General features: G+C 68.1%; 28 protein-coding genes. 17 read left to right on the top strand and 11 right to left on the bottom strand.

Annotated features, from left to right (window positions below; all coding sequences use genetic code 11):
- The first annotated feature begins 46 nt into the window (after nt 1-46).
- Nucleotides 47-1,819: a hypothetical protein gene (locus G432_RS08335; RefSeq protein WP_015458385.1), complete on the top strand. Its 1,773-nt coding sequence runs from the start codon at nt 47-49 to the stop codon at nt 1,817-1,819.
- An 83-nt stretch (nt 1,820-1,902) separates the two neighbouring features.
- Here G432_RS08335 and G432_RS08330 read toward each other — a convergent pair whose 3' ends face one another.
- The 7 genes from G432_RS08330 to G432_RS08300 all read right to left on the bottom strand — a co-directional run bounded on the left by G432_RS08330 (nt 1,903) and on the right by G432_RS08300 (nt 6,563).
- Complete coding sequence (locus G432_RS08330) at nt 1,903-2,526, bottom strand: MarC family protein (protein WP_015458384.1); 624 nt, start codon at nt 2,524-2,526, stop codon at nt 1,903-1,905.
- Nucleotides 2,523-3,269, bottom strand: a complete 747-nt coding sequence (locus G432_RS22095) for a hypothetical protein (protein WP_015458383.1) — start codon at nt 3,267-3,269, stop codon at nt 2,523-2,525. The genes G432_RS08330 and G432_RS22095 overlap by 4 nt, the downstream gene beginning before the upstream one ends.
- Nucleotides 3,266-4,156 carry a bifunctional methylenetetrahydrofolate dehydrogenase/methenyltetrahydrofolate cyclohydrolase FolD gene (gene folD / locus G432_RS08320; RefSeq protein WP_015458382.1) on the bottom strand — a complete coding sequence of 297 codons (891 nt, stop codon included), beginning with the start codon at nt 4,154-4,156 and terminating at the stop codon, nt 3,266-3,268. The genes G432_RS22095 and folD overlap by 4 nt, the downstream gene beginning before the upstream one ends.
- A complete protein-coding gene (locus G432_RS08315) occupies nt 4,153-4,437 on the bottom strand; it encodes a DUF167 family protein (protein WP_015458381.1) in 285 nt (94 codons plus the stop codon). Before G432_RS08315 ends, folD begins: the two co-directional genes overlap by 4 nt.
- A gap of 31 nt (nt 4,438-4,468) precedes the next feature.
- Nucleotides 4,469-4,774 carry a YggT family protein gene (locus G432_RS08310; protein ID WP_015458380.1) on the bottom strand — a complete coding sequence of 102 codons (306 nt, stop codon included), beginning with the start codon at nt 4,772-4,774 and terminating at the stop codon, nt 4,469-4,471.
- Nucleotides 4,775-4,948: 174 nt separating this feature from the next.
- Nucleotides 4,949-5,851, bottom strand: coding sequence for an acetylglutamate kinase (argB, locus tag G432_RS08305; RefSeq protein ID WP_015458379.1), 903 nt, complete (start codon nt 5,849-5,851; stop codon nt 4,949-4,951).
- A gap of 70 nt (nt 5,852-5,921) precedes the next feature.
- Nucleotides 5,922-6,563 carry a queuosine precursor transporter gene (locus G432_RS08300; protein WP_015458378.1) on the bottom strand — a complete coding sequence of 214 codons (642 nt, stop codon included), beginning with the start codon at nt 6,561-6,563 and terminating at the stop codon, nt 5,922-5,924.
- Between the two features lie 180 nt (nt 6,564-6,743).
- Here G432_RS08300 and G432_RS08295 point away from each other — a divergent pair, with 180 nt between their 5' ends.
- Entirely contained in the window at nt 6,744-7,979 is a 1,236-nt protein-coding gene (locus G432_RS08295) for a NupC/NupG family nucleoside CNT transporter (RefSeq protein ID WP_015458377.1), read from the top strand.
- A 68-nt stretch (nt 7,980-8,047) separates the two neighbouring features.
- On the opposite strand, the gene G432_RS08290 is transcribed toward G432_RS08295, so the two are convergent.
- Nucleotides 8,048-9,802: a flotillin family protein gene (locus G432_RS08290; RefSeq protein ID WP_015458376.1), complete on the bottom strand. Its 1,755-nt coding sequence runs from the start codon at nt 9,800-9,802 to the stop codon at nt 8,048-8,050.
- Nucleotides 9,803-10,417, bottom strand: a complete 615-nt coding sequence (locus G432_RS08285; protein ID WP_015458375.1) for a YqiJ family protein — start codon at nt 10,415-10,417, stop codon at nt 9,803-9,805.
- Between the two features lie 145 nt (nt 10,418-10,562).
- On the opposite strand from G432_RS08285, the gene G432_RS08280 reads away from it, so the two are divergent.
- The 4 genes from G432_RS08280 to G432_RS08265 are packed head-to-tail and all read left to right on the top strand — an operon-like array spanning nt 10,563 to nt 13,026.
- Nucleotides 10,563-11,402, top strand: coding sequence for a DUF4349 domain-containing protein (locus G432_RS08280; RefSeq protein ID WP_015458374.1), 840 nt, complete (start codon nt 10,563-10,565; stop codon nt 11,400-11,402).
- A gap of 52 nt (nt 11,403-11,454) precedes the next feature.
- Nucleotides 11,455-12,126 (top strand): RluA family pseudouridine synthase, encoded by a 672-nt coding sequence (locus G432_RS08275; RefSeq protein WP_015458373.1) that lies wholly within the window; start codon nt 11,455-11,457, stop codon nt 12,124-12,126.
- Entirely contained in the window at nt 12,113-12,526 is a 414-nt protein-coding gene (arfB, locus tag G432_RS08270; protein WP_041865257.1) for an alternative ribosome rescue aminoacyl-tRNA hydrolase ArfB, read from the top strand. Before G432_RS08275 ends, arfB begins: the two co-directional genes overlap by 14 nt.
- 11 nt (nt 12,527-12,537) lie before the next feature.
- Nucleotides 12,538-13,026, top strand: coding sequence for a GAF domain-containing protein (locus G432_RS08265; protein ID WP_015458371.1), 489 nt, complete (start codon nt 12,538-12,540; stop codon nt 13,024-13,026).
- 9 nt (nt 13,027-13,035) lie between these two features.
- On the opposite strand, the gene G432_RS08260 is transcribed toward G432_RS08265, so the two are convergent.
- Nucleotides 13,036-13,491: a universal stress protein gene (locus tag G432_RS08260; RefSeq protein ID WP_015458370.1), complete on the bottom strand. Its 456-nt coding sequence runs from the start codon at nt 13,489-13,491 to the stop codon at nt 13,036-13,038.
- A gap of 147 nt (nt 13,492-13,638) precedes the next feature.
- Here G432_RS08260 and G432_RS08255 point away from each other — a divergent pair, with 147 nt between their 5' ends.
- From G432_RS08255 to G432_RS08235, 5 genes are all read left to right on the top strand, one after another.
- A complete protein-coding gene (locus G432_RS08255) occupies nt 13,639-14,934 on the top strand; it encodes a pyruvate dehydrogenase complex dihydrolipoamide acetyltransferase (protein ID WP_015458369.1) in 1,296 nt (431 codons plus the stop codon).
- A 53-nt stretch (nt 14,935-14,987) separates the two neighbouring features.
- Nucleotides 14,988-15,344, top strand: a complete 357-nt coding sequence (locus G432_RS08250) for an acyl-CoA thioesterase (RefSeq protein WP_413818452.1) — start codon at nt 14,988-14,990, stop codon at nt 15,342-15,344.
- A 57-nt stretch (nt 15,345-15,401) separates the two neighbouring features.
- Nucleotides 15,402-16,796 carry a dihydrolipoyl dehydrogenase gene (gene lpdA, locus G432_RS08245; protein WP_015458367.1) on the top strand — a complete coding sequence of 465 codons (1,395 nt, stop codon included), beginning with the start codon at nt 15,402-15,404 and terminating at the stop codon, nt 16,794-16,796.
- A gap of 98 nt (nt 16,797-16,894) precedes the next feature.
- Complete coding sequence (locus tag G432_RS08240) at nt 16,895-17,404, top strand: phosphatase PAP2 family protein (RefSeq protein WP_015458366.1); 510 nt, start codon at nt 16,895-16,897, stop codon at nt 17,402-17,404.
- Between the two features lie 63 nt (nt 17,405-17,467).
- Nucleotides 17,468-18,754, top strand: a complete 1,287-nt coding sequence (locus tag G432_RS08235; RefSeq protein ID WP_015458365.1) for a Xaa-Pro dipeptidase — start codon at nt 17,468-17,470, stop codon at nt 18,752-18,754.
- Nucleotides 18,755-18,769: 15 nt separating this feature from the next.
- Here G432_RS08235 and G432_RS08230 read toward each other — a convergent pair whose 3' ends face one another.
- The gene (locus tag G432_RS08230; protein WP_015458364.1) at nt 18,770-19,714 is read right to left on the bottom strand and encodes an FkbM family methyltransferase; all 945 of its coding nucleotides are present in this window, start codon (nt 19,712-19,714) and stop codon (nt 18,770-18,772) included.
- Nucleotides 19,715-20,143: 429 nt separating this feature from the next.
- Between G432_RS08230 and rpsL the strand changes: the two genes are divergently transcribed.
- From rpsL to rplC, 6 genes are all read left to right on the top strand, one after another.
- The gene (gene rpsL / locus G432_RS08225; RefSeq protein WP_010127208.1) at nt 20,144-20,515 is read left to right on the top strand and encodes a 30S ribosomal protein S12; all 372 of its coding nucleotides are present in this window, start codon (nt 20,144-20,146) and stop codon (nt 20,513-20,515) included.
- 74 nt (nt 20,516-20,589) lie between these two features.
- On the top strand, nt 20,590-21,060 hold the full coding sequence (gene rpsG / locus G432_RS08220; RefSeq protein WP_015458363.1) for a 30S ribosomal protein S7: 471 nt from the start codon (nt 20,590-20,592) through the stop codon (nt 21,058-21,060).
- 114 nt (nt 21,061-21,174) lie between these two features.
- Nucleotides 21,175-23,247 carry an elongation factor G gene (gene fusA, locus G432_RS08215; protein WP_015458362.1) on the top strand — a complete coding sequence of 691 codons (2,073 nt, stop codon included), beginning with the start codon at nt 21,175-21,177 and terminating at the stop codon, nt 23,245-23,247.
- A 77-nt stretch (nt 23,248-23,324) separates the two neighbouring features.
- Nucleotides 23,325-24,515 carry an elongation factor Tu gene (gene tuf / locus G432_RS08210; protein ID WP_015458361.1) on the top strand — a complete coding sequence of 397 codons (1,191 nt, stop codon included), beginning with the start codon at nt 23,325-23,327 and terminating at the stop codon, nt 24,513-24,515.
- 120 nt (nt 24,516-24,635) lie between these two features.
- Nucleotides 24,636-24,947: a 30S ribosomal protein S10 gene (gene rpsJ / locus G432_RS08205; protein WP_015458360.1), complete on the top strand. Its 312-nt coding sequence runs from the start codon at nt 24,636-24,638 to the stop codon at nt 24,945-24,947.
- Between the two features lie 297 nt (nt 24,948-25,244).
- Nucleotides 25,245-25,997 (top strand): 50S ribosomal protein L3, encoded by a 753-nt coding sequence (gene rplC, locus G432_RS08200; protein WP_015458359.1) that lies wholly within the window; start codon nt 25,245-25,247, stop codon nt 25,995-25,997.
- Nucleotides 25,998-25,999: the final 2 nt, after the last annotated feature.

Raw genomic sequence — 25,999 nt, 5'->3', positions numbered from 1 at the left:
GTCCGCTTGCCCTTTGCCCCCGAGCCACTAATGGCGGAAAACACTTATGGGAAGTGTGCAAGACGATCCGTTCGCGCGCCATTGGCTGCGCTGGGTGCTGCTCTTCTGGGCGATCGCCGCCATAGCGATGATCGCGTCCAAATGGGGTGCGATCCGCTGGTTCGCGCTGCTCGACACCGACGACAATCTCCGGCTGGCGGAGGTGCGCGCCTGGCTGGACGGGCAGGCCTGGTTCGACCTGCGCCAGTATAAGCTCGATCCGCCGGGCGGCGCCAACATCCACTGGTCGCGCCTCGTCGACCTGCCGATCGCGGGCCTGATCCTGGGCCTGCGCCCCTTTCTCGGCGGCATCATGGCGGAAAAATGGGCGGCGGCGATCGCGCCCCTGTTCGCGCTCGGCGCATCGATGGCGGCGATGGCGCTGGCCGTGCGGCGGCTGGTGGCGCCGGCCGCCTTCGCGCTGGGGCTGCTGATCCTCGTCTTCGGCGGGCAGGCAATGGCGATGTGGACGCCGCTGCGCATCGATCATCACGGCTGGCAGCTCGCCTTCCTTGCCCTTGCCGTCGCCGGGATGGCCGATCCGCGCCAGGCGCGGGGCGGGGCCACGATCGGCATCGCCACCGCACTGTCGCTGGTGATCGGGCTGGAGATGTTCCCCTATCTGGTCCTGATCGCCGGCATCACCGGCCTGCGCTGGGTGGTGGACGGGGGCGAGGCGGAACGGCTGCGCGCCTATGGCGTGTCGCTGGCGGCCGGCTGCGCCATCGGTTTCCTGGTCTTCGCCTCGAACGACAATCGCGGGGCGGTGTGCGACGCGCTGTCGCCGGTATGGCTTTCGGCGGCGCTGGGCGGCGGCGCGCTTCTCGTCGGTCTTTCCCTGCTGCCGGTGCGCGGCTGGCCCGCCCGGCTGGCGCTGGCGGTGCTGGCGGCGGCCGTGATCGGCGGCTGCTTCGCGCTGGCCTGGCCGCATTGCCTGTCGCGCCCCGAAGGCGTCTCGCCGGAACTCGACAGGCTGTGGCTCAGCAAGGTGCGCGAGGCGCGGCCGATCTACACCCATGGCTGGCGGGTGGCGCTGCCCACGGCGGCGCTGCCGGTGATCGGCCTGATCGGCAGCCTTTTCGCGATCTGGCGCGCGCGCCGCACGCCGATGCTGATGCCGTGGATCGGCGCCGGCCTGCTGGCCGCCGCCGCCGCCGCCATGCTGCTGTGGCAGCTCCGCGCCGGGGCCGCTGCCCAGCTGCTCGCGGTGCCGGGGGCGGCGGCGCTCGGCTGGGCGGGATTGGGCTGGGCGCGCCGGCAGGCCCGGCCGCTCACCCGCATCGGCGTGCCGGCGCTGCTGGTGCTGGTGGTGACGGGCATGTTCGGCCGGCTTGCGGTGGACATGATCCCGGCGGAGGCGCCGAACGCCTATCGCAAGGCGATCAACACCGCCAACCGCCGTTGCCCGACCCTGCCGGCGCTACGGCCGATCGCGCATATGCCGGCGGCGACGATCCTCACCTTCGTCGATTTCGGCCCCCGCCTGATCGCGATGACGCACCACAAGGCGATCGCCGGCCCCTATCATCGCAACCAGCAGGCGATCCTCGACGTGCAGCACGCCTTCCGCGGATCGGCGGAACAGGCGCGCGGCATCATCGCCCGGCACGGGGTGACGATGGTGCTGATCTGCCCCGGCATGTCCGAATCGACCGTCTATGCGAGCGAGGCCCCCCACGGCTTCTACGCCCGCCTGCGCGACGACAAGGCGCCGGACTGGCTGCAGCCCGTGGCCCTCCCCAAGGGATCCCCATTCCGCCTCTGGCGCGTGCGGGGGTAGGGGCCGCGGCCCGGTGGGAGAATGGGCGGCGGCTCCATGATTCGTGGGCGGCCGTGAAGCGATAGTCTGGGGTCGTGCCCGGCTCACCCCAGCCCGAACGACCCGTGGATGCCGTTGATCACGAATTGCGCGGCCAGCGCCGCCAGGATCACGCCGAGCAGGCGGGAGACCACGGCTTCCACATTCTGGCCCACCAGCCGCATCAGCGGCCCGGCGGTGAGCAGGGCCGCCAGCGTCAGCAGCAGGATCGCGCCCATCGCCGCCAGCACCACCGCGCCTTCCACCCAGCCGTGGCTCTTGCCGATGGCCAGCATGGCGCTGGCGATCGATCCGGGGCCGGCGATCATCGGGATGGCCATGGGGAAGATCGACACGTCCTCCACATGTTCCTGCAATATCTTCTCGGCCCGGTCCTCGCGGCGCTGGGTGCGCTTTTCGAACACCATCTCCATCGCGATCACGAACAGCATGATGCCGCCGGCGATGCGGAAGGCATCCAGGCTCACGCCCAGCGCCCGCAGGAAATCCTCGCCGAACAAGGCGAAGACGAGGAGGATGCACGCCGCCACGATCACCGCGCGCACCGCCATCGCCCGGCGATGCGCGGCCGTCGCGCCGGCCGTGAGGCTGGCGAAGATCGGCGCGCAGCCGGGCGGATCGATCACCACGAAGAAGGTGACGAAGGCGGAGATGAACAGCTCGATCATTCGATCCCTATGGTCTCGTAGAGCACGATCCGCCAGCCATCGGCGCCGCGCCATTGCCAGACGGCAAGGTCATGGGCGCCGGGCTTGCCGCCCTTGAGCGCGTGGGCCTGCCAGGCGAGCGTCGCATCGTCCGACCGGCCTTCCGCGATCAGCGCGCCCTGCGGTTGCAGGGCCAGCGTGCGCACGGCCTTTTCCGGCATGCGTCCCTCGCGCTGCTGCACGGCATCGGCGGCGAGCCTGCGGTCGGGGGCGAGGGATGTTTCCTCGGCCAGCCGTTGCGCGCGCGCCGTCTTTTCCGTCCGGCTGCTGCAATCGGGGGACATATGCGCCACCTCCCGTCCGGCGGGCACGAAGGCCGGGGTGGACCGGCCATGATCGAGCAGCCATTTCCAGCCGCCGTCGGCCTGCCGCCGCCACACGGTGGTGAAGGTGCCGGTGCCGCCCTCGGCCGCGCCGATCCACGGGCCGGTCGATATGGCGAGGCTGCCGTCGCAGGCGGTGATCGCCGTCGCCGGCCACCACATCACCGGGACCGGCGGGTTCTCGCGGCCGGCGAGGAAAGCCTGCGCCTTCACCGGCTCGGGCGCGAACATCAGCCCGTCCCTGGCGGCAAAGGCGCGGAATGCGGTCCACTGGCCATCGCGCTGCGCCATGGCGGCGAAGGCGCGCTCGGCCTGTTCGGCGCCGATGGAGGCAGGGGGCGCGGTTGCCGCGGTGAGCAGCAGCAGCGCCGCCTGGATCACAGTCCCTCCGGCGCGGCCAATCCGGCGCGGCGGAAAGCCGCCACCAGGGTGTTGCGCAGCAGCACCGCGATCGTCATCGGGCCGACGCCGCCCGGCACCGGCGTGATCGCGGAGGCGACCTCGGCGGCGCTGGCATAGTCGACGTCGCCGACCAGCCTGGTCTTGCCTTCCTCGGCGGCCGGCACCCGGTTGATGCCGACATCGATCACCACCGCGCCGGGCTTCAGCCAATCGCCCTTCACCATTTCCGGCCGGCCGACGGCGGCCACGACGATATCGGCGCGGCGCACCACGGCGGGCAGATCGCGGGTGCGCGAGTGGGCGATGGTGACGGTGCAGTTGGCGCCCAGCAGCAACTGCGCCATCGGTTTGCCGACGATGTTGGAACGGCCGATCACCACGGCCTCCATGCCGGAAAGATCGCCCAGCCGATCCTGAAGCAGCATCAGGCAGCCGAGCGGCGTGCAGGGAACGAAGCCCGGCTGGCCCACCGCGAGCCGGCCGGCATTGGCGACGTGGAAGCCGTCCACGTCCTTGTCCGGATCGATCGCGGCGATCACCCGCTGCTCGTCGATCTGCCTGGGCAGCGGCAGCTGGACGAGGATGCCGTCCACCGTTGCGTCGCGGTTCAGCTGGTCGACCAGCGCCAGCAGATCGGCCTCGGAGGTGTCGGCCGGCAGCTTGTGCTCGAAGCTCGCCATGCCTGCTTCCACCGTCGCCTTGCCCTTGGAGCGGACATAGACGGCGCTCGCCGGGTCCTCGCCCACCAGCACCACGGCGAGGCCGGGCACCCGGCCCGTCGCCCGCTCGAACGCGGGCACCGCCGCCGCCAGCCGCTGGCGCAGGCCCGCCGCATATGCCTTGCCGTCGATCCGTTCCGCGCTCATTCCGCCTGTCCCAATTCTGCCAGTTTCTTCGCCAGGGCCGCGGGATCGCCCGCCAGCCTGAATCTCTTTTCCCGCGATGTCGCGCCATGGACCAGCGCCACATCGCCCCGCGCCAGCCCCAGCCGCTTGGCCAGCAGCGCCCGCACCGCATCGTTCGCGGCGCCGTCGGCGGGTGCCGCCGCCACCTTCACCGCCAGATAGCATCGCCCGGCTGCGTCACGCCACAGCCCCGCCACCTGATCCCGGCCGCCGCGCGGGGTGACGCGCACGGCCAGCTGCACGCCGTCCCCGGCGATGCTCCAGGGCAGCGCCTCAGCCGCCGTAGGCCACCTGATAGGCCATGCCGGCCAGCAGCTTCTGCAGGATGATAAGGCCGAGGATCAGCACCATCGGCGAGAAATCGAGCCCGCCCAGATCGGGCATGAAGCGGCGGATCGGCCGCAGCAGCGGCTCGGTGACGCGATAGAGCGCCTCCATCAGCCGCCGGACGAATTCGTTATAGGTGTTGACCACGTTGAACGCGACCAGCAGCGACAGCACCATCTGGACGATGAAGATCGCGACCAGGATGTTGATGAGAAGATCGATGACGCTCAGCAGCGCCCCTACAAGATACATCAGCAAGTTTCCCTGATCCGCCGTTGGATGTTTCGATTAGCCGGAGAGGCGTTTCCGGGCAATATAAGGGTGGCGACGGGCGGAATGGAGGGGGCCGCATGAGCAGCCGTCCCGGCGGAGTTCGAGGCCGGTTGTCGCGCCGTCACGATCCGGCGGGTGTCGCCGGGATCGAGATCAGCCCGCGCGGACCAGCGTGCCGGCGCCGCGCCGGGTGAAGATTTCCAGCAGCATGGCGTGCGGCACCCGTCCGTCCAGGATCACGGCCGCGTCCACCCCGCCTTCCACGGCGTGCACGCAGGTTTCGAGCTTGGGGATCATGCCGCCGGAAATCGTGCCGTCCTGGCGGAGCGTCGCGATCTGGGTGGGGGTGAGGTCCGGCATCAACTGCTTTTGCTTGTCCAGCACGCCGGGCACGTCGGTCAGCAGGAACAGGCGGGCCGCACCCGTGGCGATGGCGATGGCGCCGGCCATGGTATCGGCGTTGATATTGTAGGTCTCGCCATCCGTGCCCACGCCGATCGGCGCCACCACCGGGATCATGCCGGACTTGGAAATGGTTTCCAGCAGCCGGCAATCCACGTCAGCCGGCTCGCCGACGAAGCCCAGGTCGACGGCGCGCTCGATATTGCTGTCGGGGTCGCGCTGGGTGCGGTGCACCTTCTCGGCGGTGACGAGCCGGCCGTCTTTGCCGGAAATGCCGACGGCGCGGCCGCCCGCGCGGCCGATCCAGGAAACGATTTCCTTGTTGATCGATCCCGAAAGCACCATCTCGGCGACGCGCGCGGTCTGCGCGTCGGTCACGCGCAGGCCGTCGACGAAGCTGGTCTCCACGTTCAGCGTCTTCAGCATCGCGCCGATCTGCGGGCCGCCGCCATGGACGACGATGGGGTTGATCCCCACCGCCTTCATCAGCACGACATCCTCGGCGAAATCGGCCGCCGCCTCGGGATCGCCCATGGCGTGGCCGCCATATTTCACCACGAAGGTCTCGCCGGCATAACGCTGCATATAGGGCAGCGCCTCGACGAGCGTTTCGGCCTTGGACAGCAGGGCGGGATCGATGGCGTGGTCGGTCATGGCGCGCCCATAGCGGGGACGGGGGCTTGCGTCACCTGTTGGTTGCGCCCCGGTGGGCCGGCGGCCTGGCTCAGCCGCGCGCGTCCAGCTTCCGGCCGATGCCGACGGCCAGATAGATCAGCGGCGGCACCAGCACGATCGAAAGCACCACCTTGGCGATCATCTGGCCCAGCATCAGCTCGCCGATCGGGAACACGCCCAGGAAGGCGATCGTCACGAACAGGAAGGTATCCACCACCTGCGATGCGATGCTCGCCAGCCCCGCGCGCAGCCATAGCAGCCGGCCCTCGCCGCGCCGGAGCGCGCTGAAGATGGTGACGTTCAGCAGTTGCGACGTGCCGTAGGCGACGATGCCGCCTGCCATCAGCCGGGGGCTCTGCCCCAGCACCAGGTGGAAGCCGTCACGCCGGGCCGGGTCCATCTCGTCGGCGGCGGGCAGCGCCAGCACCAGCAGGATCAGCAGGATCGACATCACTAGAGGTGCGAATCCCCACAGCACCATGCGGTTGGCGGTGGCCCGCCCGTGCAGCTCCGCCACCGCGCTGGACAGCACCACGAGCTGGAGGAAGGCGAAGATCCCGGCTTCCACCGCCAGCGGGCCGAGATCGACCTGCTTGTTGCCCAGCACGCCGGCGATGCACGTCATGCCGCCGTAGAGGAGCGCGTAGAGGAAGAGGGAAGGGCGGATGGCGGGCGCGGCCGGGTTCGTCATGGCCCCCGTTAACGGCTTTCCCGCACCCGCGAAAGTGGGATGGCGGTGGCGCCTGCTTGAAACCGTGTCACGCCCTGTTTGCGACGAAAGCGGCTGGCCTATTGCGGCGCGGCATGCGATCACCGCATCCCGGCGCGCCTGGCTATGCGGCGCGGGGCATCCGGGGGTTTTCGAAACTTCATGACCAAGTTCCTGATCGGCCTGGCCGGGATCGCGTTGATCCTGGCGATCGCCGTGCTGTTGTCGTCCAATCGCCGGGCCATCCGGCTGCGCGTCGTCGGCGCGGCCTTCGCCCTCCAGGTGGGAATCGCCATCCTGGTCCTCTACGTGCCGGCCGGGCGCTGGGCGCTGGAATGGCTGTCGGCGGGCGTATCCAACCTGCTCGGCTATGCGAACGAGGGCACGTCCTTCCTGTTCGGCGATCTCGCGGCCGACCGGCTCGGCAAGAATTTCGCGCTGCAGGCGCTGCCGGTGATCATCTTCTTCGCGGCGCTCGTCTCGATCCTCTACCATCTCGGCATCATGCCGCTGGTGGTGCGCTGGATCGGCGGCGGGATCGAGAAGGTGACGGGCGTCTCCAAGGTCGAATCGCTGTGCGCGGCCGCCAACATCTTCGTCGGGCAGAGCGAATCGCCGCTGGTGATCCGGCCCTATCTTGCCTCGCTCACGCCCGCCCAGCTCTTCACGGTGATGTCGTCGGGCATGGCGGGCGTGGCGGGCACGATCCTCGCGGCCTATGCATCGATGGGCATCCGCATCGATTATCTGCTGGCGGCGAGCTTCATGGCCGCGCCCGGCGGCATATTGATGGCGAAGATCATCATGCCCGACGCGCCGGATGCGCCGGACGAGGAATGCCAGATCGCCATCGCCGAGGCGACGCATGACGAGGAAAAGCCCGCCAACATCATCCAGGCGGCCGCCCAGGGCGCGCAGACGGGCGTGCGCATCGCGGTTTCGGTGGGGGCGATGGTGCTCGCCTTCGTGGCGCTGGTGGCGCTCGCCAACGGCATTCTCGGCGGGGTCGGCAACCTGTTCGGGCTGGAGGGGCTGAGCTTCCAGAAGCTGCTGGGCTTCGTCTTCGCGCCCATCATGTATCTGCTGAACGTGCCGTGGAACGAGGCGGGGATCGCCGGCGGCCTGTTCGGCCAGAAGGTCGTGCTCAACGAATTCGTGGCCTATATCTCGCTCGGCCAGCAGCTCGATCAGCTTTCGCCGCACACGGTGGCGGTCGTCACCTTCGCGCTGTGCGGCTTCGCCAATTTCAGCTCGATCGCGATCCAGATGGCCGCGACCGGCAGCCTCGCCCCCAACCAGCGGCCGATGATCGCCCGGCTGGGGGTGAAGGCCCTGATCGCCGGATCGCTCGCCAACCTGATGTCGGCGGCGCTGGCGGGCATGCTGATCGGGGCCTGAGGCCTCGCTTCCAAAGAATAAGGCGCGCGGGGATTATCGCCCCGCGCGCCCTTATTCTTCCCCGTGCTTCAGTCCTTGGTGGGCTCGGCGTCGCGGGGGGCCTTGGCGGCGACCGGGGCGGCGAAGCTCACGCCGTTCCGCGGCGGCGCCACCGCCTTGGTATCGCCGCCGGCCGCGCCCGCCACCAGCGAATCGAGCGTGGCGCCGTCGAAGCCCAGCTCGCGCATCAGGCTGTCGATCACCGGCGCCTGCGCGCGATAGCGCAGTGCCGCCGATACCGCCGAGTTGGCGAGGTTGCCGTCGCCCGCCGCGCCTGATCCACCGTCATTGGCGGCCGCGACCCCGCCGCCGCCGAGGCCGTCGACCTGCACGATCCTGATGCTGTCGATCGCCTCCATCGGCTTCGCCGCCTCGCGGATCACCTCCGGCAGCACCTTGAGCAGCGCCATCTTGGTCTGGAGCGAGATCTGGTCGGACGAGAGGAGGTTCGCCGCCTCGTTGATCGCCCGCTGGCCGGCGGCCTCGACCTCGAAGCGCACCCGCGCGGCGTCGGCCTTCAGCTTCTCCGCATCGGCCTCGCCCTGCGCCGCCGCGCGGAGCGCCTCGGCCCGGTCGGCGGCGGCCTGCTTTTCCGCCTCGGCCTGCACGCGGATGGCGATGGCCGCGCGTTCGGCCTCACGGGCGGCGTCGATCAGCTCGATCCGCTTGACGCGCTCGGCCACCTCGGTCTCGCGGGCGGTCCCTACCTGCTCCTCGGCGGCGACGGCGGCCGCGCGCGCCTTGTCCGCCTCGGCCTTGGCCTGGCTTTCCTCGCGGCTCTTGTTCTGCACGGCGATCTGCTGTTCCTGCCGCGCGATCTCGATCGCCTGCGCCTGGGCGATCTTGGCCTGCTGGACGGCGCGGTCCGCCTCGATCTGGGCGGCGTCGGTCTGCTGCTTGGCGAGGATGCGCGCCTGGTCCGCCTCGCGCTGCCGCTCGGCCTGCTGGCGGGCGATCTCGGACGTCTGCTCGGCGCGGCGCATCTCCACCTCGCGCTCCTGCTCCAGCCGCGCGAACTCGCTGTCGCGGCCGATGGTGAGCGACTGGCGGGCGGCCTCCAGATTCTTCGCCTCGATCTGGACGCGGGTATCCTGCTCGATATCGTTGCGGGCCTTCTTGCGCAGCTCGATCTGCTCGGTCAGCTTGGTGAGACCCTCGGCGTCGAAGGCGTTGTTGGCGTTGAAATGCTCGATCGATGTCTGGTCGAGCCCGGTCAGCGAAACCGATTCCAGCTCCAGCCCGTTCATCGCCAGATCGGCCGACGAAACCTGCTGCACCTTCTGCACGAAATCGGACCGCTGCTCGTGCAGCTGGTTCATCGTCATACCGGCGGCGACGGAGCGCAGCGCATCGACGAACTTGCCCTCCACCAGCTCCTTCAGCGCATCGGGATTCATCGTCCGCATGCCCAGCGTCTGCGCGGCGATGGCTATCGCCTCGCGATCGGGCCGCACGCGGACATAGAATTCGGCCTTCACGTCGATGCGCAGGCGGTCCAGCGTGATCAGCGCGTCGCTGTTCTTGCGCTCCACCGCCAGGCGCACGGTGTTCATGTTGACCGGCATGGTCTCGTGGAACACCGGCAGCACCAGCGCGCCGCCGTTCATCACCACCTTCTCGCCCCCGAAGCCGGTGCGGACGAAGGCGATCTCCTTGGATGCGCGCTTGTAGAGCCGGGCGATGATGAAGCCCAGCGTCAGGATCAGTGCCAGCGCGATGCCGGCATAGATGCCGATGCTGACCAGCGAATTGCCCTGTTCGGTCACGGGTACGATGTTGCTCATCTAGCCTTCCAGTTGCAGCGATGATGGGCGGCCGGTGGCGATGGCGCGGAAGACGTTGCCTTCGCGGCGGACGAGCAGAATCTCCTCGCCCTCGCCGAAAACCTGGCCGTGATTGTCGGGTTCGGCCATCACATAATGGGTCTGGCCATGATGATCGCGGACCCGCGCCTTGGCGGGCGATCCGGGAGAGGCGCGGCCGACGACGATGGTGGCGCCGAGGCCCACCAGTTCGCCGGGGTCGATCGCGGTGGTCTCGTCGCGGGGCAGGATGCGGCCCAGCGCGCGTGCGAGAATGCCGGTGACGGGCAGCGCCGCCACGCCGGCGGCCGGCGCCGCGATCCAGCCGGGCAGCAGTGCGCCAGTAAGATTCAGCGCCACCTGCTGCCCGATCAGCCCGATCAGGCCGAAGCAGGCGAGCAGCACGCACAGCAGCATCAGCAGCGGAATGCGGCCGATGCCCAGCCAGCCCAGCCAGTCGCCATCGCCGTCCAGGTCGATCTCATGGCCGATCATCCCGGCGGAAAGCCCCACGGCCTCCACCGCGCCGATCAGCAGCATGAGGGCGAGCGCGACCGCGAACGCCAGATTTTCCCCAGCCCCCAGAAATTCGAGCAACGCCCTGATTCTCCCCCGCCTTCCCAGGACGCTATAGGCTGCCAAAGTTCACGTCGAGCGGAATGCGCCCGTCGCCGAAACTTCTCTGGAATTGATCGGGTTTCAATCTAAGGTCGCGCCGCACCGGGGAAGCATTGGGGACTATATGGGGCGGTTCTGGTCGTGGGGATTGATTGCGTTTGCCCTGATGCTGGGCGGCTGCAGCAAATCGGTCGAGCCGCCGCCGTCCACCGAGGAACTGGCCGAAGCCCCCGCAAGCCTAGAAAAGGGCGGAGATGCGATCCAGGTCAGCGTGCCGCAGATCGCTTATACTTATCATTATTCCTTCCGGCTGCCCGCCGATGCGATCGTCCGCGCGCAGGATCGCCATCTGGCGATGTGCGATCGGCTGGGGCCGGCGCGCTGCCGCGTGCTGGCGATGGGCCGTGCCTCGGGGGACGATGGCGGCGCCTCCGGTTCGATGACGCTCGCGGTCGAGGCGGGAATCGCCCGCAATTTCGGCACGGCGCTGGGGCAGGCGGTGGCATCCGCCGGTGGCCGCCAGGGCGATGCGAGCATCGAGGCGGAGGATCTTTCCAAGCGCATCGTCGACACGGAGGCGCGGGTGCGCGCCCGGCAAGCGCTTGCCGACCGGCTCATGGCCCTGCTCCAGACGCGCAACGGCCCCGTCGCCGATCTTGTCGCGGCGGAAAAGGCGGTGGCCGAGGTGCAGGAGGAGATCGACGCCGCCCGATCCTGGCTGGCCGAAGCGCGCGGGCGCGTGGCGATGTCGACCATCGAGATCGGCTACGCGCCGGATGATGCCGGCTTCTGGCAGCCATTGCGGCGGTCCGTGGGCAATGTCGCGGGCTTTTTCGGGGAAAGTCTGGGCCTGCTGGTCACGCTGGTCGCCACCATTCTGCCCTGGGTGCTGGCGGCGGGTGGCCTGATCTTCGCGGCGCGCTGGCTGCGCCGGCGCTTCCGTCGCGACGAGGCTCACGACTAAGGCGCGCGCCGCCGAAGTTGCGCCCCGCCCCGCTCCGTGACAGAGCGGGCGGATGCTCTCCGATCATGTCCTTTTCATCGATGCCGAGGCGCTTGTCGTCGATAAGCCCGCCGGTCTGCCGGTAACGCCGGTGCGGGACGGATCGTTGAGCGTGGAGAACCATCTCGATTCGCTGCGCTTCGGTTTCCAGCGCCGGCCGCAGATCGTCCACCGGCTCGATCGCGATACCTCGGGCTGCCTGCTGCTCGCGCGCAACCCCAAGGCGCACAAGCGCTTTTCGGCCGCGTTCGAGGCGGGCAGCGTCACCAAGGTCTATTGGGCCGTCGTCAGCCCGCCGCCGGCCGAGGCGGAAGGGGTGATCGATCTGCCGCTCCTCAAGGTTTCGACCCGCGAGGAAGGGTGGCGGATGGTGGTGGACGATCGCGGCAAGGCATCGCGCACCCATTGGCGCAAGCTGATGGAAGCGGACGGCCGGGCGCTGATCGAGTTCCGGCCCGAAACCGGCCGCACCCACCAGATCCGCGTCCATGCCGCATCGGGGCTCGGCGCGCCGATCGTCGGCGATCCGGTCTATGGCCGGGGCGATGCCGGGGCGATGCTGCTCCACGCCCGCGCCCTCACGGTGCCGCGCGAAGGCAAGTCGCCGGTGACGGCGCTGGCCGATCCGCCGCCCAGCTTCGGGCCGTTCGCGGCCCATGCCGCCGTTCCCGATGCCGCCGCCTGAACCCTGGCCGATCCCGGAGGACGCGCTGGAGGAGAAATTCCTCGCCGCCACCGGGCCGGGCGGCCAGAATGTCAACAAGGTGGCGACGGCGGTGCAGATCCGGCTCGACGTGTTCGCGCTGGGCCTCGCGCCCGATGTCTATCGCCGGCTGAAGGAGCTGGCGGGCAGCCGCTTCACCGCCGATGGCGCGATCGTGCTGGTGGCCCGCACCCACCGCACGCGGGAGGCGAACCGGGCCGAGGCGCGCGAACGGCTGGGGGAATTGCTGGCCAAGGCCCATGTCCGCCCCGTGCGCCGGGTGAAGACCAAGCCCGGCAAGGCGGCCAAGGCGCGCCGGCTTGAAGGAAAGTCGCAGCGATCCGAAATCAAGCGCGGACGCGGCAAGGTCCGCATGGATTGAAGGAATATCCGATGTATCAGTTCGCCATGGCCGATGGGCAGGACAAGCCGGCCGTCTACCGCGATCTCGCCGCCGCGCTGGAGGCGGTGACGGCGGGCGAGCCCGATCCGGTCGCCAACATGGCCAATGCGGCGGCGCTGCTATGGGAATATCTGCCCGATCTCAACTGGGCCGGCTTTTATCGCGCGCAGGGGCGCGAACTGGTGCTGGGGCCGTTCCAGGGCAAGGCCGCCTGCATCCGCATCCCCTTCGGCAAGGGGGTGTGCGGCACGGCGGCGGAAAGCGGGCGGGCGCAGTGCGTGGCCGATGTCCATGCGTTTCCCGGCCACATCGCCTGCGACGCGGCCTCCGCCTCCGAACTGGTGGTGCCGGTGAAGCGCGACGGCCGGGTGATCGCGGTGATCGATCTCGACAGCCCCACCCCCAACCGCTTCGATGCCGAGGATGTGGCCGGCATTACCGCGCTGGCGGTGATCCTGGCGGGCCGGATCGGCGAATAGAAGGCAGGCTCAGCTCAGCCGGTCCAGCGCCTCGTCGCTCAGCGATCCGGGGATGATCATCACCGGGCAGGGCAGCTTGCCGGCGTCCTGGCCGGCGAAATGGGCGACCAGCGGCCCCGGCGCGCCGGATGCGGCGGCGCCCAGCACCAGGGCGGCGGTTTCCGGCCGTTCCTTCAGCATCGCGCGCACCGCCGCCACCGGATCGCCGTCGCGCACGGTGATGGAAGGGCGCAGACCCGTTTCCTCGATCAGCTCGCCCGCCGCCTGCGCCACCAGCGCATCGGCGCGCAGCCGGGCTTCCTCCATCATCGCCGCCTGCACGCCGCCCCATTGCACGAACTCCGGGGGCGGGATCAGCGCCACGATCTCCACGGCGCCGCCCGTCTTGGCGGCGCGGCGCGCGGCGAAGCGCAGCGCGACGCGCGATTCGTCATTATCGTCGATCACCACCAGATAGGTGCGCATCGCTCGTCTCTCCCTGTTGGGGGCAAGACATGGGTGAAATGAAGCGCGCAGGCAAGCATGACGCGGGGGAAGGGGGCCTTGACCGGCAGGGCCGCTTGTCCGAGAGACGGTCGCCTGTTCCCTGCCCAGATATTCGAGGCCAGCCTTATGCCCATCGAACTCAAAATGCCCGCCCTCTCGCCGACGATGGAGGAGGGGACGTTGGCGAAATGGCTGGTGAAGGAAGGCGATACGGTGAAGTCCGGCGATCTCCTGGCCGAGATCGAGACCGACAAGGCGACGATGGAGTTCGAGGCGGTCGATGAAGGCACGATCGCGAAGATCGTCATCCCCGAGGGCACCGATGGCGTGAAGGTGGGCGAGGTGATCGCGCTGATCGCCGGCGAGGGCGAGGATGCCTCCGCCGCCGCGTCCTCCGCGCCCGCGCCCAAGGCGGAAAAGCCGGCCGAAGCCCCCGCGCCGAAGGCCGAACCCGCGACCGCCAAGGCCGAAGCCCCCAAGGCGGACGCGCCCCGTCCCGCCGCCCAGCCGGCCGCATCGGGCGATCGCGTGAAGGCGAGCCCGCTCGCCCGCCGCATCGCCCAGGCCCAGGGCATCGATCTTGCCGCCGTCACCGGATCGGGGCCGCACGGCCGCATCGTCAAGGCGGACGTGGAAGGCGTTAAGCCGGGCGCGGCCGCCCCGGCCGCTGCCGCCGGTGCGCCCGCTGCCCAGCCCGCGCCCGCGCCCGCGCCTGCCGCCGCTCCGGCCGGCATCCCGGCCGAGACGATCAAGCTTTCCAACATGCGCAAGACGATCGCCAAGCGGCTCACCGAGTCGAAGCAGACGGTGCCGCATTATTATCTGACGATCGACTGCAACCTCGATGCGCTGCTCAAGCTGCGGGGCGAGCTCAACGCCGGGCTGGAGGGCCGGGGCGTCAAGCTTTCGGTCAACGATCTCCTCATCAAGGCGCTCGGCGTGGCGCTGGCCGAGGTGCCGGATGCGAACGTCCAGTTCGCCGGCGACAACCTTGTCAAATTCCAGCGGTCGGACATTTCGATGGCGGTCGCCATCCCCGGCGGCCTCATCACCCCGGTGATCACGGACGTCGTCAACAAGCCGCTGTCGCGCATCGCCACCGAGGCGAAGGATCTTGCCGCCCGTGCCCGCGAAGGCAAGCTCGCGCCCGAGGAATATCAGGGCGGCACCGCCTCCATCTCCAACCTCGGCATGTTCGGCATCAAGCAGTTCGACGCCGTCATCAATCCGCCGCAGGGCATGATCCTCGCGGTCGGCGCGGGCGAGAAGCGGCCCTATGTCGTCAATGACGCGCTGGCCATCGCCACGGTGATGACGGCGACCGGCAGCTTCGATCACCGCGCCATCGACGGCGCCGTCGGCGCCGAGCTGATGGCGGCGTTCAAGCGCCTCGTCGAAAAGCCGCTGGGCATGCTGGCTTGAGCCGGGACGACGATATCCCGCCTTCGGGCGAACCGGCGATCCGCGTGATCGCGATGCCGGCCGATACGAACCCCTATGGGGACATATTCGGCGGCTGGCTGATGAGCATGATGGACTCGGCCGCCGGATCGGTCGCCTCGCGCTACTCGCACGGCCGCGCGGTGACGATCGCGGTGGAGGGGATGACCTTCCACCGTCCCGTCGTCGTCGGCGACGAGGTGTCGGTCTATGCGTCGCTGGTCGGCGTCGGCCGCACCTCGATGAAGATCGAGGTGCAGGCCTGGCGCCGCGCCCGGCACGACGACCGCAGCTATCAGGTGACGCACGCCACCTTCACCTTCGTCGCCATCGGCGAGGACCGGCAGCCCCGCCGCGTCCCCCCGCTGCCGGCGGACGGAGCGGCGAACTAGATAATCGTCGATGCGGGGGCGCTCCTCCCGCATCGCAGTTGGATCGGGAGCATTTCCTTGGCTGACACCTATGATCTCATCGTCCTCGGCTCCGGTCCCGGCGGCTATGTCGCCGCGATCCGGGCCGCGCAGCTCGGCCTCAAGGTCGCGATCGTCGAGCGCGAGCTGCTCGGCGGCATCTGCCTGAACTGGGGCTGCATCCCCACCAAGGCGCTGCTCCGCACCTCGGAAATCTATCACTACATGACCCATGCCGAGGCCTATGGCCTGTCGGTGGAGAAGCCGGGCTTCGACATCGCCAAGGTGGTGAAGCGGTCGCGCGGCGTCGCCGCCCAGCTCAACGCCGGCGTCAAGACGCTGATGAAGAAGAACAAGATCACCGTCGTCGAAGGCACCGGCACGATCACCGGCAATGGCAGGCTGAGCGTCGAGAAGGACGGCAAGAAGACCGATCTCGCCGCCAAGGACATCCTCATCGCCACCGGCGCCCGCGCCCGCGACCTGCCCTTCGCCAAGGCGGACGGCGAGCGGATCTGGACCTATCGCCACGCGATGACGCCCAAGGAAGTGCCGACGAAGCTGCTCGTCATCGGATCGGGCGCGATCGGCGTGGAATTCGCCAGCTTCTATTCGGACATGGGCGTCGACGTGACGATCGTCGAGATGCTGCCCCGCATCCTGCCGGTGGAGGACGAGGAAGTCTCCGCCTTCATGGAAAAGGCGCTGACCAAGCAGGGGATGAAGATCTTCACCGGCGCCGGCGTCGAATCGCTGAAGACGGGCGCCAAGGGCGTCACCGCCCAGATCAAGGGCAAGGACGGCAAGGTCGAGACGACCGAGTTCAGCCATGTCATCGTCGCGGTCGGCATCGTCCCCAATACCGAGAATATCGGGCTGGAGGCGCTGGGGGTGAAGACCACCAAGGGCCATATCGATACCGATCCGATGGGCCGCACCGGCGTGCCCGGCCTCTGGGCGATCGGCGATGTCACCGCGCCGCCATGGCTGGCGCACAAGGCGAGCCACGAAGGCGTGATCGCGGCCGAGGCGATCGCCGGCCAGCACCCGCACGCGATGGACAAGCGCAACATCCCCGGCTGCACCTATTCGCGGCCGCAGGTGGCGTCCGTCGGCCTGACCGAGGCGAAGGCCAAGGAAGCCGGCTATGAGGTGAAGGTCGGCAAGTTCCCCTTCATCGGCAACGGCAAGGCGATCGCGCTGGGCGAGGCGGAAGGCTTCATCAAGACGGTGTTCGATGCCAAGACCGGCGAGCTGCTCGGCGCGCACATGGTGGGCGCGGAAGTGACCGAGCTGATCGAGGGCTATACCGTCGCCAAGCAGCTCGAGACCACCGAGGCGGAACTGATCGAGACGGTCTTCCCGCACCCGACCCTGTCCGAGATGATGCACGAAAGCGTGCTTTCCGCCTACGGCCGCGCGCTGCACTTCTAGGGCAGGGCGATCCTCCCCATGCCCCGCCATCCTGACGAAAGTCAGGATCCGTTGACGCTCCGCCCGGAAGGTGCGGAGCGGCGGGGGCGGGGGCAGGGATGACGGCCGGCCTCGATGCCGCCCTGCTCCACGCGCTGGCGGTCGAACCCGGATCGGCCGCCGCCGGACTTGCGCTTTTCTTCACGCGGTTCGGCGATGCCGGGCCGCGTTTTCTTATCGTTCTGCTGCTTGCGGCGCTGATCGGCTGGCGGCGCGGCCCCAGGCGCGCCGGCCTGTTCCTCGCCATCGTCGCGGGCGGGGCGCTCCTCGTCCTGCTGCTCAAGTCGGCGATCGGCCGGCCCCGGCCCGATCTGCTGCCGCATCAGGACATCGTCCGCTCCGCCAGCATGCCGAGCGGCCATGCCGCCAACAACCTGATCGTGTGGCTCGCGGCCGCCCGTCTCTGGTCGCCGGCCTGGGGATGGACGGCGGCGGCCCTTGCGCTCGCGCTCGCCGTCGGCCTGTCGCGGGTGATGCTCTCCGTCCATTGGCCGAGCGACGTCGCCGCCGGCTGGGCGATCGGCCTCTTGTGGGTCGCCGGCTGCCTCCGCCTCGCCCGCCGGGGGTGAATGCCCGATTGCCGGCGGCGGGAGGCGGGGTTACGACTGACGGCAGAGGACGAAGGGGGTCTTATGAAACAATCGCTTGCGGCGCTTTCCGCGCTGTTGCTCGCCACTGTCGCCGCGCCGGCTTCGGCGGAAACCGTGGTCGTCACGGCCGCACATATGTTCGATGCGAAATCAGGCAAGCTGCTTGACGATCCAGTCGTTGCCATCGTCGACGGCCGCATACAATCCGTCACTACGCGCGGTGATGCTCGGCATGTGTTTCCGGGGGGGATTCGGCGCGTCGATCTCGGCGAGATGACGATCCTGCCGGGCCTGATCGACATGCACGTCCACCTCGATGGCAACCCGCATTATGGCGGCTATACCGGCCTCCAGTTCACCGACAGCTTCTGGGCGATCCAGGGCACCGCCAATGCCAAGGCGATGCTGGAAGCCGGCTTCACCACCGTCCGCAACGTCGGATCGGGCAATTATGCCGATGTCGGCATGAAGCAGGCGATCGAGGAAGGGCTGATCCCCGGCCCGCGCATCGTGCCCGCGGCCCACGCGCTGGGCGCGACCGGCGGCCATTGCGACGAGACCTATCTGCCGCCCTCGTTCGAGGCGAAGGGCAAGGCGGTCGGCGATTCGGTGGACGAGCTTCGCCAGCGGGTGCGCGAGCAGCGCAAATATGGCGCGGAAGTCATCAAGGTCTGCGCGACGGGCGGCGTCTTCTCCCGCAATACCGAGCCGGGGCAGCAGCAGCTTAGCGAGGCGGAGCTTCGGGGCATTGCCGATGAAGCGCATATGTGGGGCCTGAAGGTCGCCGCCCATGCCCATGGCACCGCCGGCATCAAGGCGGCGATCCGCGCCGGCATCGACACGATCGAGCATGCCAGCCTGATCGACGATGAGGGGATCAGGCTGGCCAGGGAGCGTGGCACCTATCTTTCCATGGATATCTTCAACACCGAATATACCCAGTCGGAAGGCGCGAAGAACGGCGTGCTGGAGGATAATCTCCGCAAGGACCGCGAGATCGCCGAGATCCAGCGCCAGAATTTCCGCAAGGCGCATGATGCCGGCGTGAAGCTGGTGTTCGGCACCGATGCCGGGGTGATGCCGCACGGCACCGCCGCCGGCCAGTTCGCGATCATGGTCCGCTACGGCATGACACCGGCGGAGGCGATCCGCGCCGCCACCCTCACCGCCGCGCAGGCGCTGGGCCGCGAATCGAGCGTCGGCGCGATCGAGCCCGGCCGCTATGGGGACATCATCGCCGTCTCCGGCGATCCGACCGCCAATGTCCGCCTGCTCGAATCCGTGCCCTTCGTGATGAAGGGCGGGGACGTGGTGAAGGACCTGCGCTGAACGGCGGCCGGCGGCTTATCCCGCCGGCTGCCTGATGGCCTCGATCGCGTCGTGCCCGGCCGATCCGGGCACCGTCCACACCAGATCGCCGTCGGTCCACTCCGCCGCCGGATCGACGGGGATCAGCCGCAGGGCCTGCCGCCCGCCGACCCGTTCGACCCCGAGGCGGTGGCCGACATAGCCGTGGCGCGCCAGCTCCTCCATCAGCGCGGCGGGCGAGGCGTCGGCGCGGGCGAGGTGGCTCGCCACCATCTCCATCACGATCACGGGCTTGGCCTGGGCCATCGTCTTGCTCAGCCCGCGCAGCACGCGAAGCTCGAACCCCTCGACGTCGATCTTGATCACCGCCGGTATCTCGCCCGCCAGCATCTCGTCGCCCACGCCGATCGGGCAGGCGATGGTCTCGCCTTCGTCCGCATCGTAGCGCCGCGCGCCGAACGATCCCTCGCCGCTGTTCATGTGCGGCACGAACAGCGGAAGCGTGCCCGGCTCGTCGGCCAGGCCGCAGGCGTGGACGCGCGTGTTCATGATGCGGTTGCGTTCCAGATTGGCCTCGAACACGGCGCGCGGGCCGGGATTGGGCTCGAAGGCGATCACCCGTCCATCCGGCCCGGCCAGCCGGCTCAGCAGCAGCGATATCATCCCTTCGTTGGCGCCAATGTCCACCACCGTGTCGCCGCGCCGCACCACGCCCATCATCAGAAGCTGGGTCGGCAGGTCGTAGAAGCGGCCCAGGAAGAAGGTCGCCCGGTTGGACCAGCGGCGGATATCCACCCGCATCTCATAGCCGTGCAGCTTGCCGCGCACCCAGCGGGGCGGCTGCCCCGCCCAGAAGCCGTCATGGGCGTAGGTGCCGATCAGCCTGTTGTAGAGCTTGCCCCAGCCGGGCAGTTCCCGGCTTACATAAGGGCGGACGGTGCCGATGATGGCCGCCTGCGCGAATGCGTTGAACCATCCCATCCGTAATGTCCCCTGATCGATCGATTTGCCCGGACATACGGGCGAATCGCGACCCCCCGGTGACGACGATATGGAGCAGGCCGGCCTTTGCAACCGCGCCGCCGGGGCAGAATGGACGGCGCGAGCCATTCCGGCGCCGCACCGATGGAATCGGGCGGGACGGCGGGGTATCCCTTGCCCCGGCCGGGGCGGCCGGCGGGCGCGAGGCGGCCCCCGTTGACCCAGGGCGACTCTCTCTCTATAGCGCCGCGCTGTTCGTCCGCCGGATTCCCGGATGGCGGACTAGCTTGAACATTGCTGATGCACGCAATGGTCCGGGCGGGTCGTTAGGCCGCCGGGGCCTTTGCGCGTTCCGGGCATGCCCCGGGGCAATTCGGGCATCGGTAAAGTAACCGCCGGTTTTTCCGGTAACAAAAGGTGAAGGGCTTCATGCCGACGATCAATCAGTTGATCCGCAAGGGACGCGAGCCGCAGAAGGCCAAGTCCAAGGTTCCCGCGATGGAGCAGAACCCGCAGAAGCGCGGCGTCTGCACGCGTGTCTACACGACCACCCCGAAGAAGCCGAACTCGGCTCTCCGCAAGGTCGCGAAGATCCGCCTGACCAACCAGCGCGAAGTCATCAGCTACATCCCCGGCGAAGGCCACAACCTGCAGGAGCACTCGGTGGTGCTGATCCGCGGCGGCCGTGTGCGCGACCTTCCGGGCGTGCGCTATCACGTGCTGCGCGGCGTGCTCGACACGCAGGGCGTGAAGGATCGCAAGCAGAGCCGTTCGAAGTACGGCGCCAAGCGTCCGAAGTAAGCTCTGGCCAAGACCGGTTGACATGCCCGGCGCGGCCCTCGCGGCCCCGGGCGCCTAGATAAGGAAGTAACGAGATGGCTCGTCGTCGTCGTCCCGAAAAGCGCGAAATCCTGCCCGATCCGAAGTTCGGGGATGTCGTGCTCAGCAAGTTCATGAACTCCGTCATGCTCGACGGCAAGAAGTCGGTCGCCGAAAGCATCGTCTATTCGGCGCTGGATACCGTCGAGGCGCGCGCCAAGAAGGATCCGCTGGGCGTGTTCCACGATGCGCTCAACAACATCCGTCCGGGCATCGAGGTCCGCAGCCGCCGCGTCGGCGGCGCCACCTACCAGGTGCCGGTGGAAGTCCGTCCGGAGCGTTCGCAGGCGCTGGCGATCCGCTGGCTGATCGCCGCCGCCCGCGCGCGCAGCGAGAACACCATGTCGGCGCGTCTCTCGGGCGAGCTGCTCGACGCCGCCAACAACCGCGGCAACGCGGTGAAGAAGCGCGAGGATACGCACCGCATGGCGGAAGCGAACCGCGCCTTCTCGCACTACCGTTGGTAACGACGGGTTTGTAACCGCCGCTGGTAATCGGCGGGACTCGAAAGAGTCACACATACTTCCCATATCGTCGGGGACGGAGCGCACGCTCCGATCCCCGACATCGGAGATTAGATCATGGCCCGCAGCCACCCGCTCGCCAAGTATCGCAATATCGGCATCATGGCGCACATCGACGCCGGCAAGACGACGACGACCGAGCGCATTCTTTATTACACCGGCAAGTCCTACAAGATCGGTGAAGTCCACGAAGGCACCGCCACGATGGACTGGATGGAGCAGGAGCAGGAGCGCGGCATCACGATCACGTCGGCCGCGACGACCTGTTTCTGGGACGACCACCGGATCAACATCATCGACACGCCCGGCCACGTCGATTTCACCATCGAGGTGGAACGTTCGCTGCGCGTGCTCGACGGCGCGGTCGCCTGCTTCGACGGCGTGGCCGGCGTGGAGCCGCAGTCCGAAACCGTGTGGCGCCAGGCGGAAAAGTACAAGGTTCCGCGCATGTGCTTCGTCAACAAGCTTGACCGCACCGGCGCGAGCTTCGAGCGCTGCGTGGAGATGATCAAGGATCGTCTCGGCGCCCGTCCGCTCGTCCTCTATCTCCCGATCGGCATCGAAGGCGGCTTCAAGGGCCTGGTCGACCTGGTGAACAACCGCGCGATCGTGTGGCTCGAGGAATCGCTCGGCGCGAAGTTCGAATATCAGGACATCCCCGCCGACCTCGCCGATGCCGCGGCCACCGCGCGCAGCGAGCTGATCGAGACCGCCGTCGAGCAGGACGATGCGGCGATGGAAGCCTATCTCGAGGGCAATGAGCCGGATGCCGCCACGCTGAAGGCGCTGATCCGCAAGGGCACGCTGAACTTCTCGTTCGTGCCGGTGCTGTGCGGCTCGGCCTTCAAGAACAAGGGCGTGCAGCCGCTGCTCGACGCCGTCGTCGATTACCTGCCGAGCCCGCTGGACATCCCGCCGGTCGAAGGCGTCAAGCTGGACGGCGAGACCAAGGATTCGCGTCCGGCCGACGATACGGCGCCGATGTCGGCGCTGGCGTTCAAGATCATGAACGATCCCTTCGTGGGCTCGCTCACCTTCGCGCGCATCTATTCGGGCAAGCTCGAAAAGGGCACCTACCTGAACTCGGTGAAGGACAAGAAGGAAAAGATCGGCCGCATGCTCCTCATGCACGCCAACTCGCGTGAGGACATCGACGAAGCCTATGCGGGCGACATCGTCGCGCTCGCCGGCCTCAAGGAAACCACCACCGGCGACACGCTGTGCGCGCCGACCGCTCCGATCATCCTGGAGCGGATGGAATTCCCCGAGCCGGTGATCGAGCTGTCGGTGGAGCCGAAGACCAAGGCCGACCAGGAGAAGATGGGCGTCGCCCTCAACCGCCTGGCCGCCGAAGACCCCTCGTTCCGCGTTTCGACCGACCACGAATCGGGCCAGACGATCATCAAGGGGATGGGCGAGCTCCACCTCGAGATCCTCGTCGACCGCATGAAGCGCGAGTTCAAGGTCGAGGCCAATGTCGGCGCGCCGCAGGTGGCGTATCGCGAATATCTCGCGAAGCCGGTGGAAGTCACCTACACCCACAAGAAGCAGTCGGGCGGCTCCGGCCAGTTCGGCGAAGTGAAGGTGAAGCTCACCCCCGGCGAGCGCGGCACCGGCTTCGTGTTCATCGATTCGGTCAAGGGCGGCAATATTCCGCGTGAATATATCCCCTCGGTCGAAAAGGGCATGCGCGAGACCGCCGAGACCGGTTCGCTGATCGGCTTCCCGATCATCGACTTCTCGGTCGAGCTGCTGGACGGCAAGTATCACGACGTCGACTCGTCGGCGCTTGCGTTCGAAATCACCGGCCGCGGCGCGATGCGCGAAGCGGCGCAGAAGGCTGGCATCAAGCTGCTCGAACCGATCATGAAGGTCGAGGTGGTGACGCCGGAAGACTATCTGGGCGACGTGATCGGCGACATGAACAGCCGTCGCGGCCAGATCCAGGGCACCGACAGCCGGGGCAACGCCCAGGTCGTCGAGGCGATGGTGCCGCTCGCCAACATGTTCGGCTACGTGAACCAGCTCCGCTCGTTCACGCAGGGGCGCGCGCAGTACACGATGCAGTTCTCGCATTATGACGAAGTCCCGGCGAACGTCGCGGACGAGGTGAAGGCGAAGCTGGCGTAAAGCTGAATTTGTGGTTATGGGCGCGTCCGCATCGGGCGGCGCGCTCGGAAAACGGTTTGAGAAGAAGGTAGGATACAATGGCGAAAGCTAAGTTCGAGCGGACGAAGCCGCACTGCAACATCGGCACCATCGGTCACGTCGACCATGGCAAGACCTCGCTGACGGCCGCGATCACCAAGGTGCTCGCCGAGACCGGCGGCGCGACCTTCGTCGACTACGCCAACATCGACAAGGCGCCGGAAGAGCGCGAGCGCGGCATCACCATCTCGACCGCGCACGTCGAGTATGAGACGGCCGACCGTCACTATGCCCACGTCGACTGCCCGGGCCACGCCGACTATGTGAAGAACATGATCACCGGCGCCGCGCAGATGGACGGCGCGATCCTGGTCGTGTCCGCCACCGACGGCCCGATGCCGCAGACCCGCGAGCACATCCTGCTCGCCCGTCAGGTCGGCGTGCCGCAGCTCGTCGTGTTCCTGAACAAGGTCGACCTGGTCGACGACGCCGAGATCCTCGAGCTCGTCGAGCTGGAAATCCGCGAGCTGCTCTCGAAGTATGACTTCGACGGCGACAACATTCCGATCATCGCCGGCTCGGCGGTCGCCGCCCTCGAAGGCAAGACCCCGGAAATCGGCCATGACGCCGTGCTGAAGCTGATGCAGGCCGTCGACAGCTGGATCCCCCAGCCGGAGCGTCCGCTCGACAAGTCGTTCCTGATGCCGATCGAAGACGTGTTCTCGATCTCGGGCCGCGGCACCGTGGTGACCGGCCGCGTCGAGACCGGCGTCGTCAAGGTGGGCGAGGAAGTCGAGATCGTCGGCATCAAGGACACCCGCAAGACCGTCGTGACCGGCGTCGAAATGTTCCGCAAGCTGCTCGACCAGGGCCAGGCCGGCGACAACATCGGTGCGCTGATCCGCGGCGTCGGCCGTGACGAGGTGGAGCGTGGCCAGGTGCTCGCGAAGCCGGGCACGATCACCCCGCACACCGAGTTCAAGGCCGAGGTCTACGTCCTGTCGAAGGACGAAGGCGGCCGTCACACGCCGTTCTTCGCCAACTACCGTCCGCAGTTCTACTTCCGCACGACCGACGTGACGGGCGAAGTGCAGCTGCCGGAAGGCACCGAGATGGTGATGCCGGGCGACAACGTCTCGATCGGCGTCAAGCTGATCGCCCCGATCGCCATGGACCAGGGCCTGCGCTTCGCCATTCGCGAGGGCGGCCGCACGGTCGGCGCCGGCGTCGTCGGCACGATCGTCAAGTAATTGCTTGCATGAGCCGGCCGGCTCCCCTACGGAGCCGGCCGGTATTTTTTCGCCCCGAAGGATTCGGCCGGCAGATTCGGTCCGGCTCCAGGGGCACGGCTCTTTCGCATCGGTAGAGAAATGGAAACGCAGAACATCCGTATTCGCCTGAAGGCGTTCGACCATCGCGTGCTCGATCAGGCCACCGGCGACATCGCCGACACCGCCCGACGCACCGGCGCGCTCATCCGCGGCCCCATTCCCCTCCCGACGCGCATCGAAAAGTTCACGGTCAACCGTGGACCGCACATCGACAAGAAGTCGCGCGAACAGTTTGAGGTGCGCACCTACAAGCGCCTCCTGGATATCGTTCAGCCCACGCCGCAGACGGTCGGCGCTCTTATGAAGCTCGATCTCGCCGCGGGTGTTGATGTCGAGATCAAACTGGCCTAATAGGCCACCTCCCGTCGCGGCCGAATCGGCTGCGGCGCCTCGCGCGATTTTCCGCCACGCGGCGTAAGTCGAAAGGCGATCGGCCCCCGGGCCCTTCGATCGCGCGACGGAAGAGTAGGGATACCGGCCAGCCTTCAGGGCTGGCGACCGAGTCCCCGTCTTTCGCTTTTTACGAAGCGGAAATGATGGCCCTGACGGGGGCAAGGGTTCATTGGGCTGGGCTTCGGCGGTTACGCCGGGGCCTTTTTCGTTGGCACGCTCCCCGCTGACGGGAGCCTCTGTTGGAAGGAACGGATCATGCGCACTGGCGTGATCGCGAAGAAGATGGGGATGACCCGCCTGTTCCAGGAAGACGGCCGGCACGTTCCGGTTACCGTTCTGTCCCTGGAAGGCAATCAGGTCGTCTCGGTCCGTGACAAGGGGCGCGACGGCTATGTGGCCGTGCAGCTCGGCGCGGGCACCGCGAAGGTAAAGAACATCTCGAAGCCCGAGCGCGGGCATTTCGCCAAGGCGGAAGTCGAGCCCAAGGCGCGCCTCGTGGAATTCCGCGTGGCCGATGACGCCGTGCTCGAGGTTGGCGCGGAAATCGCCGCCGACCATTTCGTGCCGGGCCAGTATGTCGACATTGCCGGCCAGACGCAGGGCAAGGGCTTCGCCGGCGCCATGAAGCGCTGGGGCTTCGGCGGTCTGCGCGCCACGCACGGCGTTTCCGTCTCGCACCGTTCGCACGGTTCGACCGGTAACCGCCAGGATCCGGGCAAGGTCTTCAAGAACAAGAAGATGGCCGGTCACATGGGTGATCGCCAGCGCACGCAGCAGAACCTCGAGATCGTCTCCACCGACGTCGAGCGCGGTCTGATCTTCGTCAAGGGCTCGGTGCCCGGATCGAAGGGCGCCTGGCTGATCGTCAAGGATTCGGTCAAGGTCGCGCGTCACGCCGATGCGCCCTATCCGGCCTCCGTGAAGAAGGCTGGCAGCAACGATAGCGCTCCGCAGGCCGAGGCTCCCGCCGAAGTCGCTGCCGAAGCCGCTGAAGGCCAGGAGGGCTGATC

The organism is Sphingomonas sp. MM-1, from assembly GCF_000347675.2.
GTDB classification, from domain to species: domain Bacteria; phylum Pseudomonadota; class Alphaproteobacteria; order Sphingomonadales; family Sphingomonadaceae; genus Sphingomonas_E; species Sphingomonas_E fennica.
Note: the sequence above shows the minus strand (reverse complement) of the source record. Positions and strands in the feature narration are given on the sequence as shown.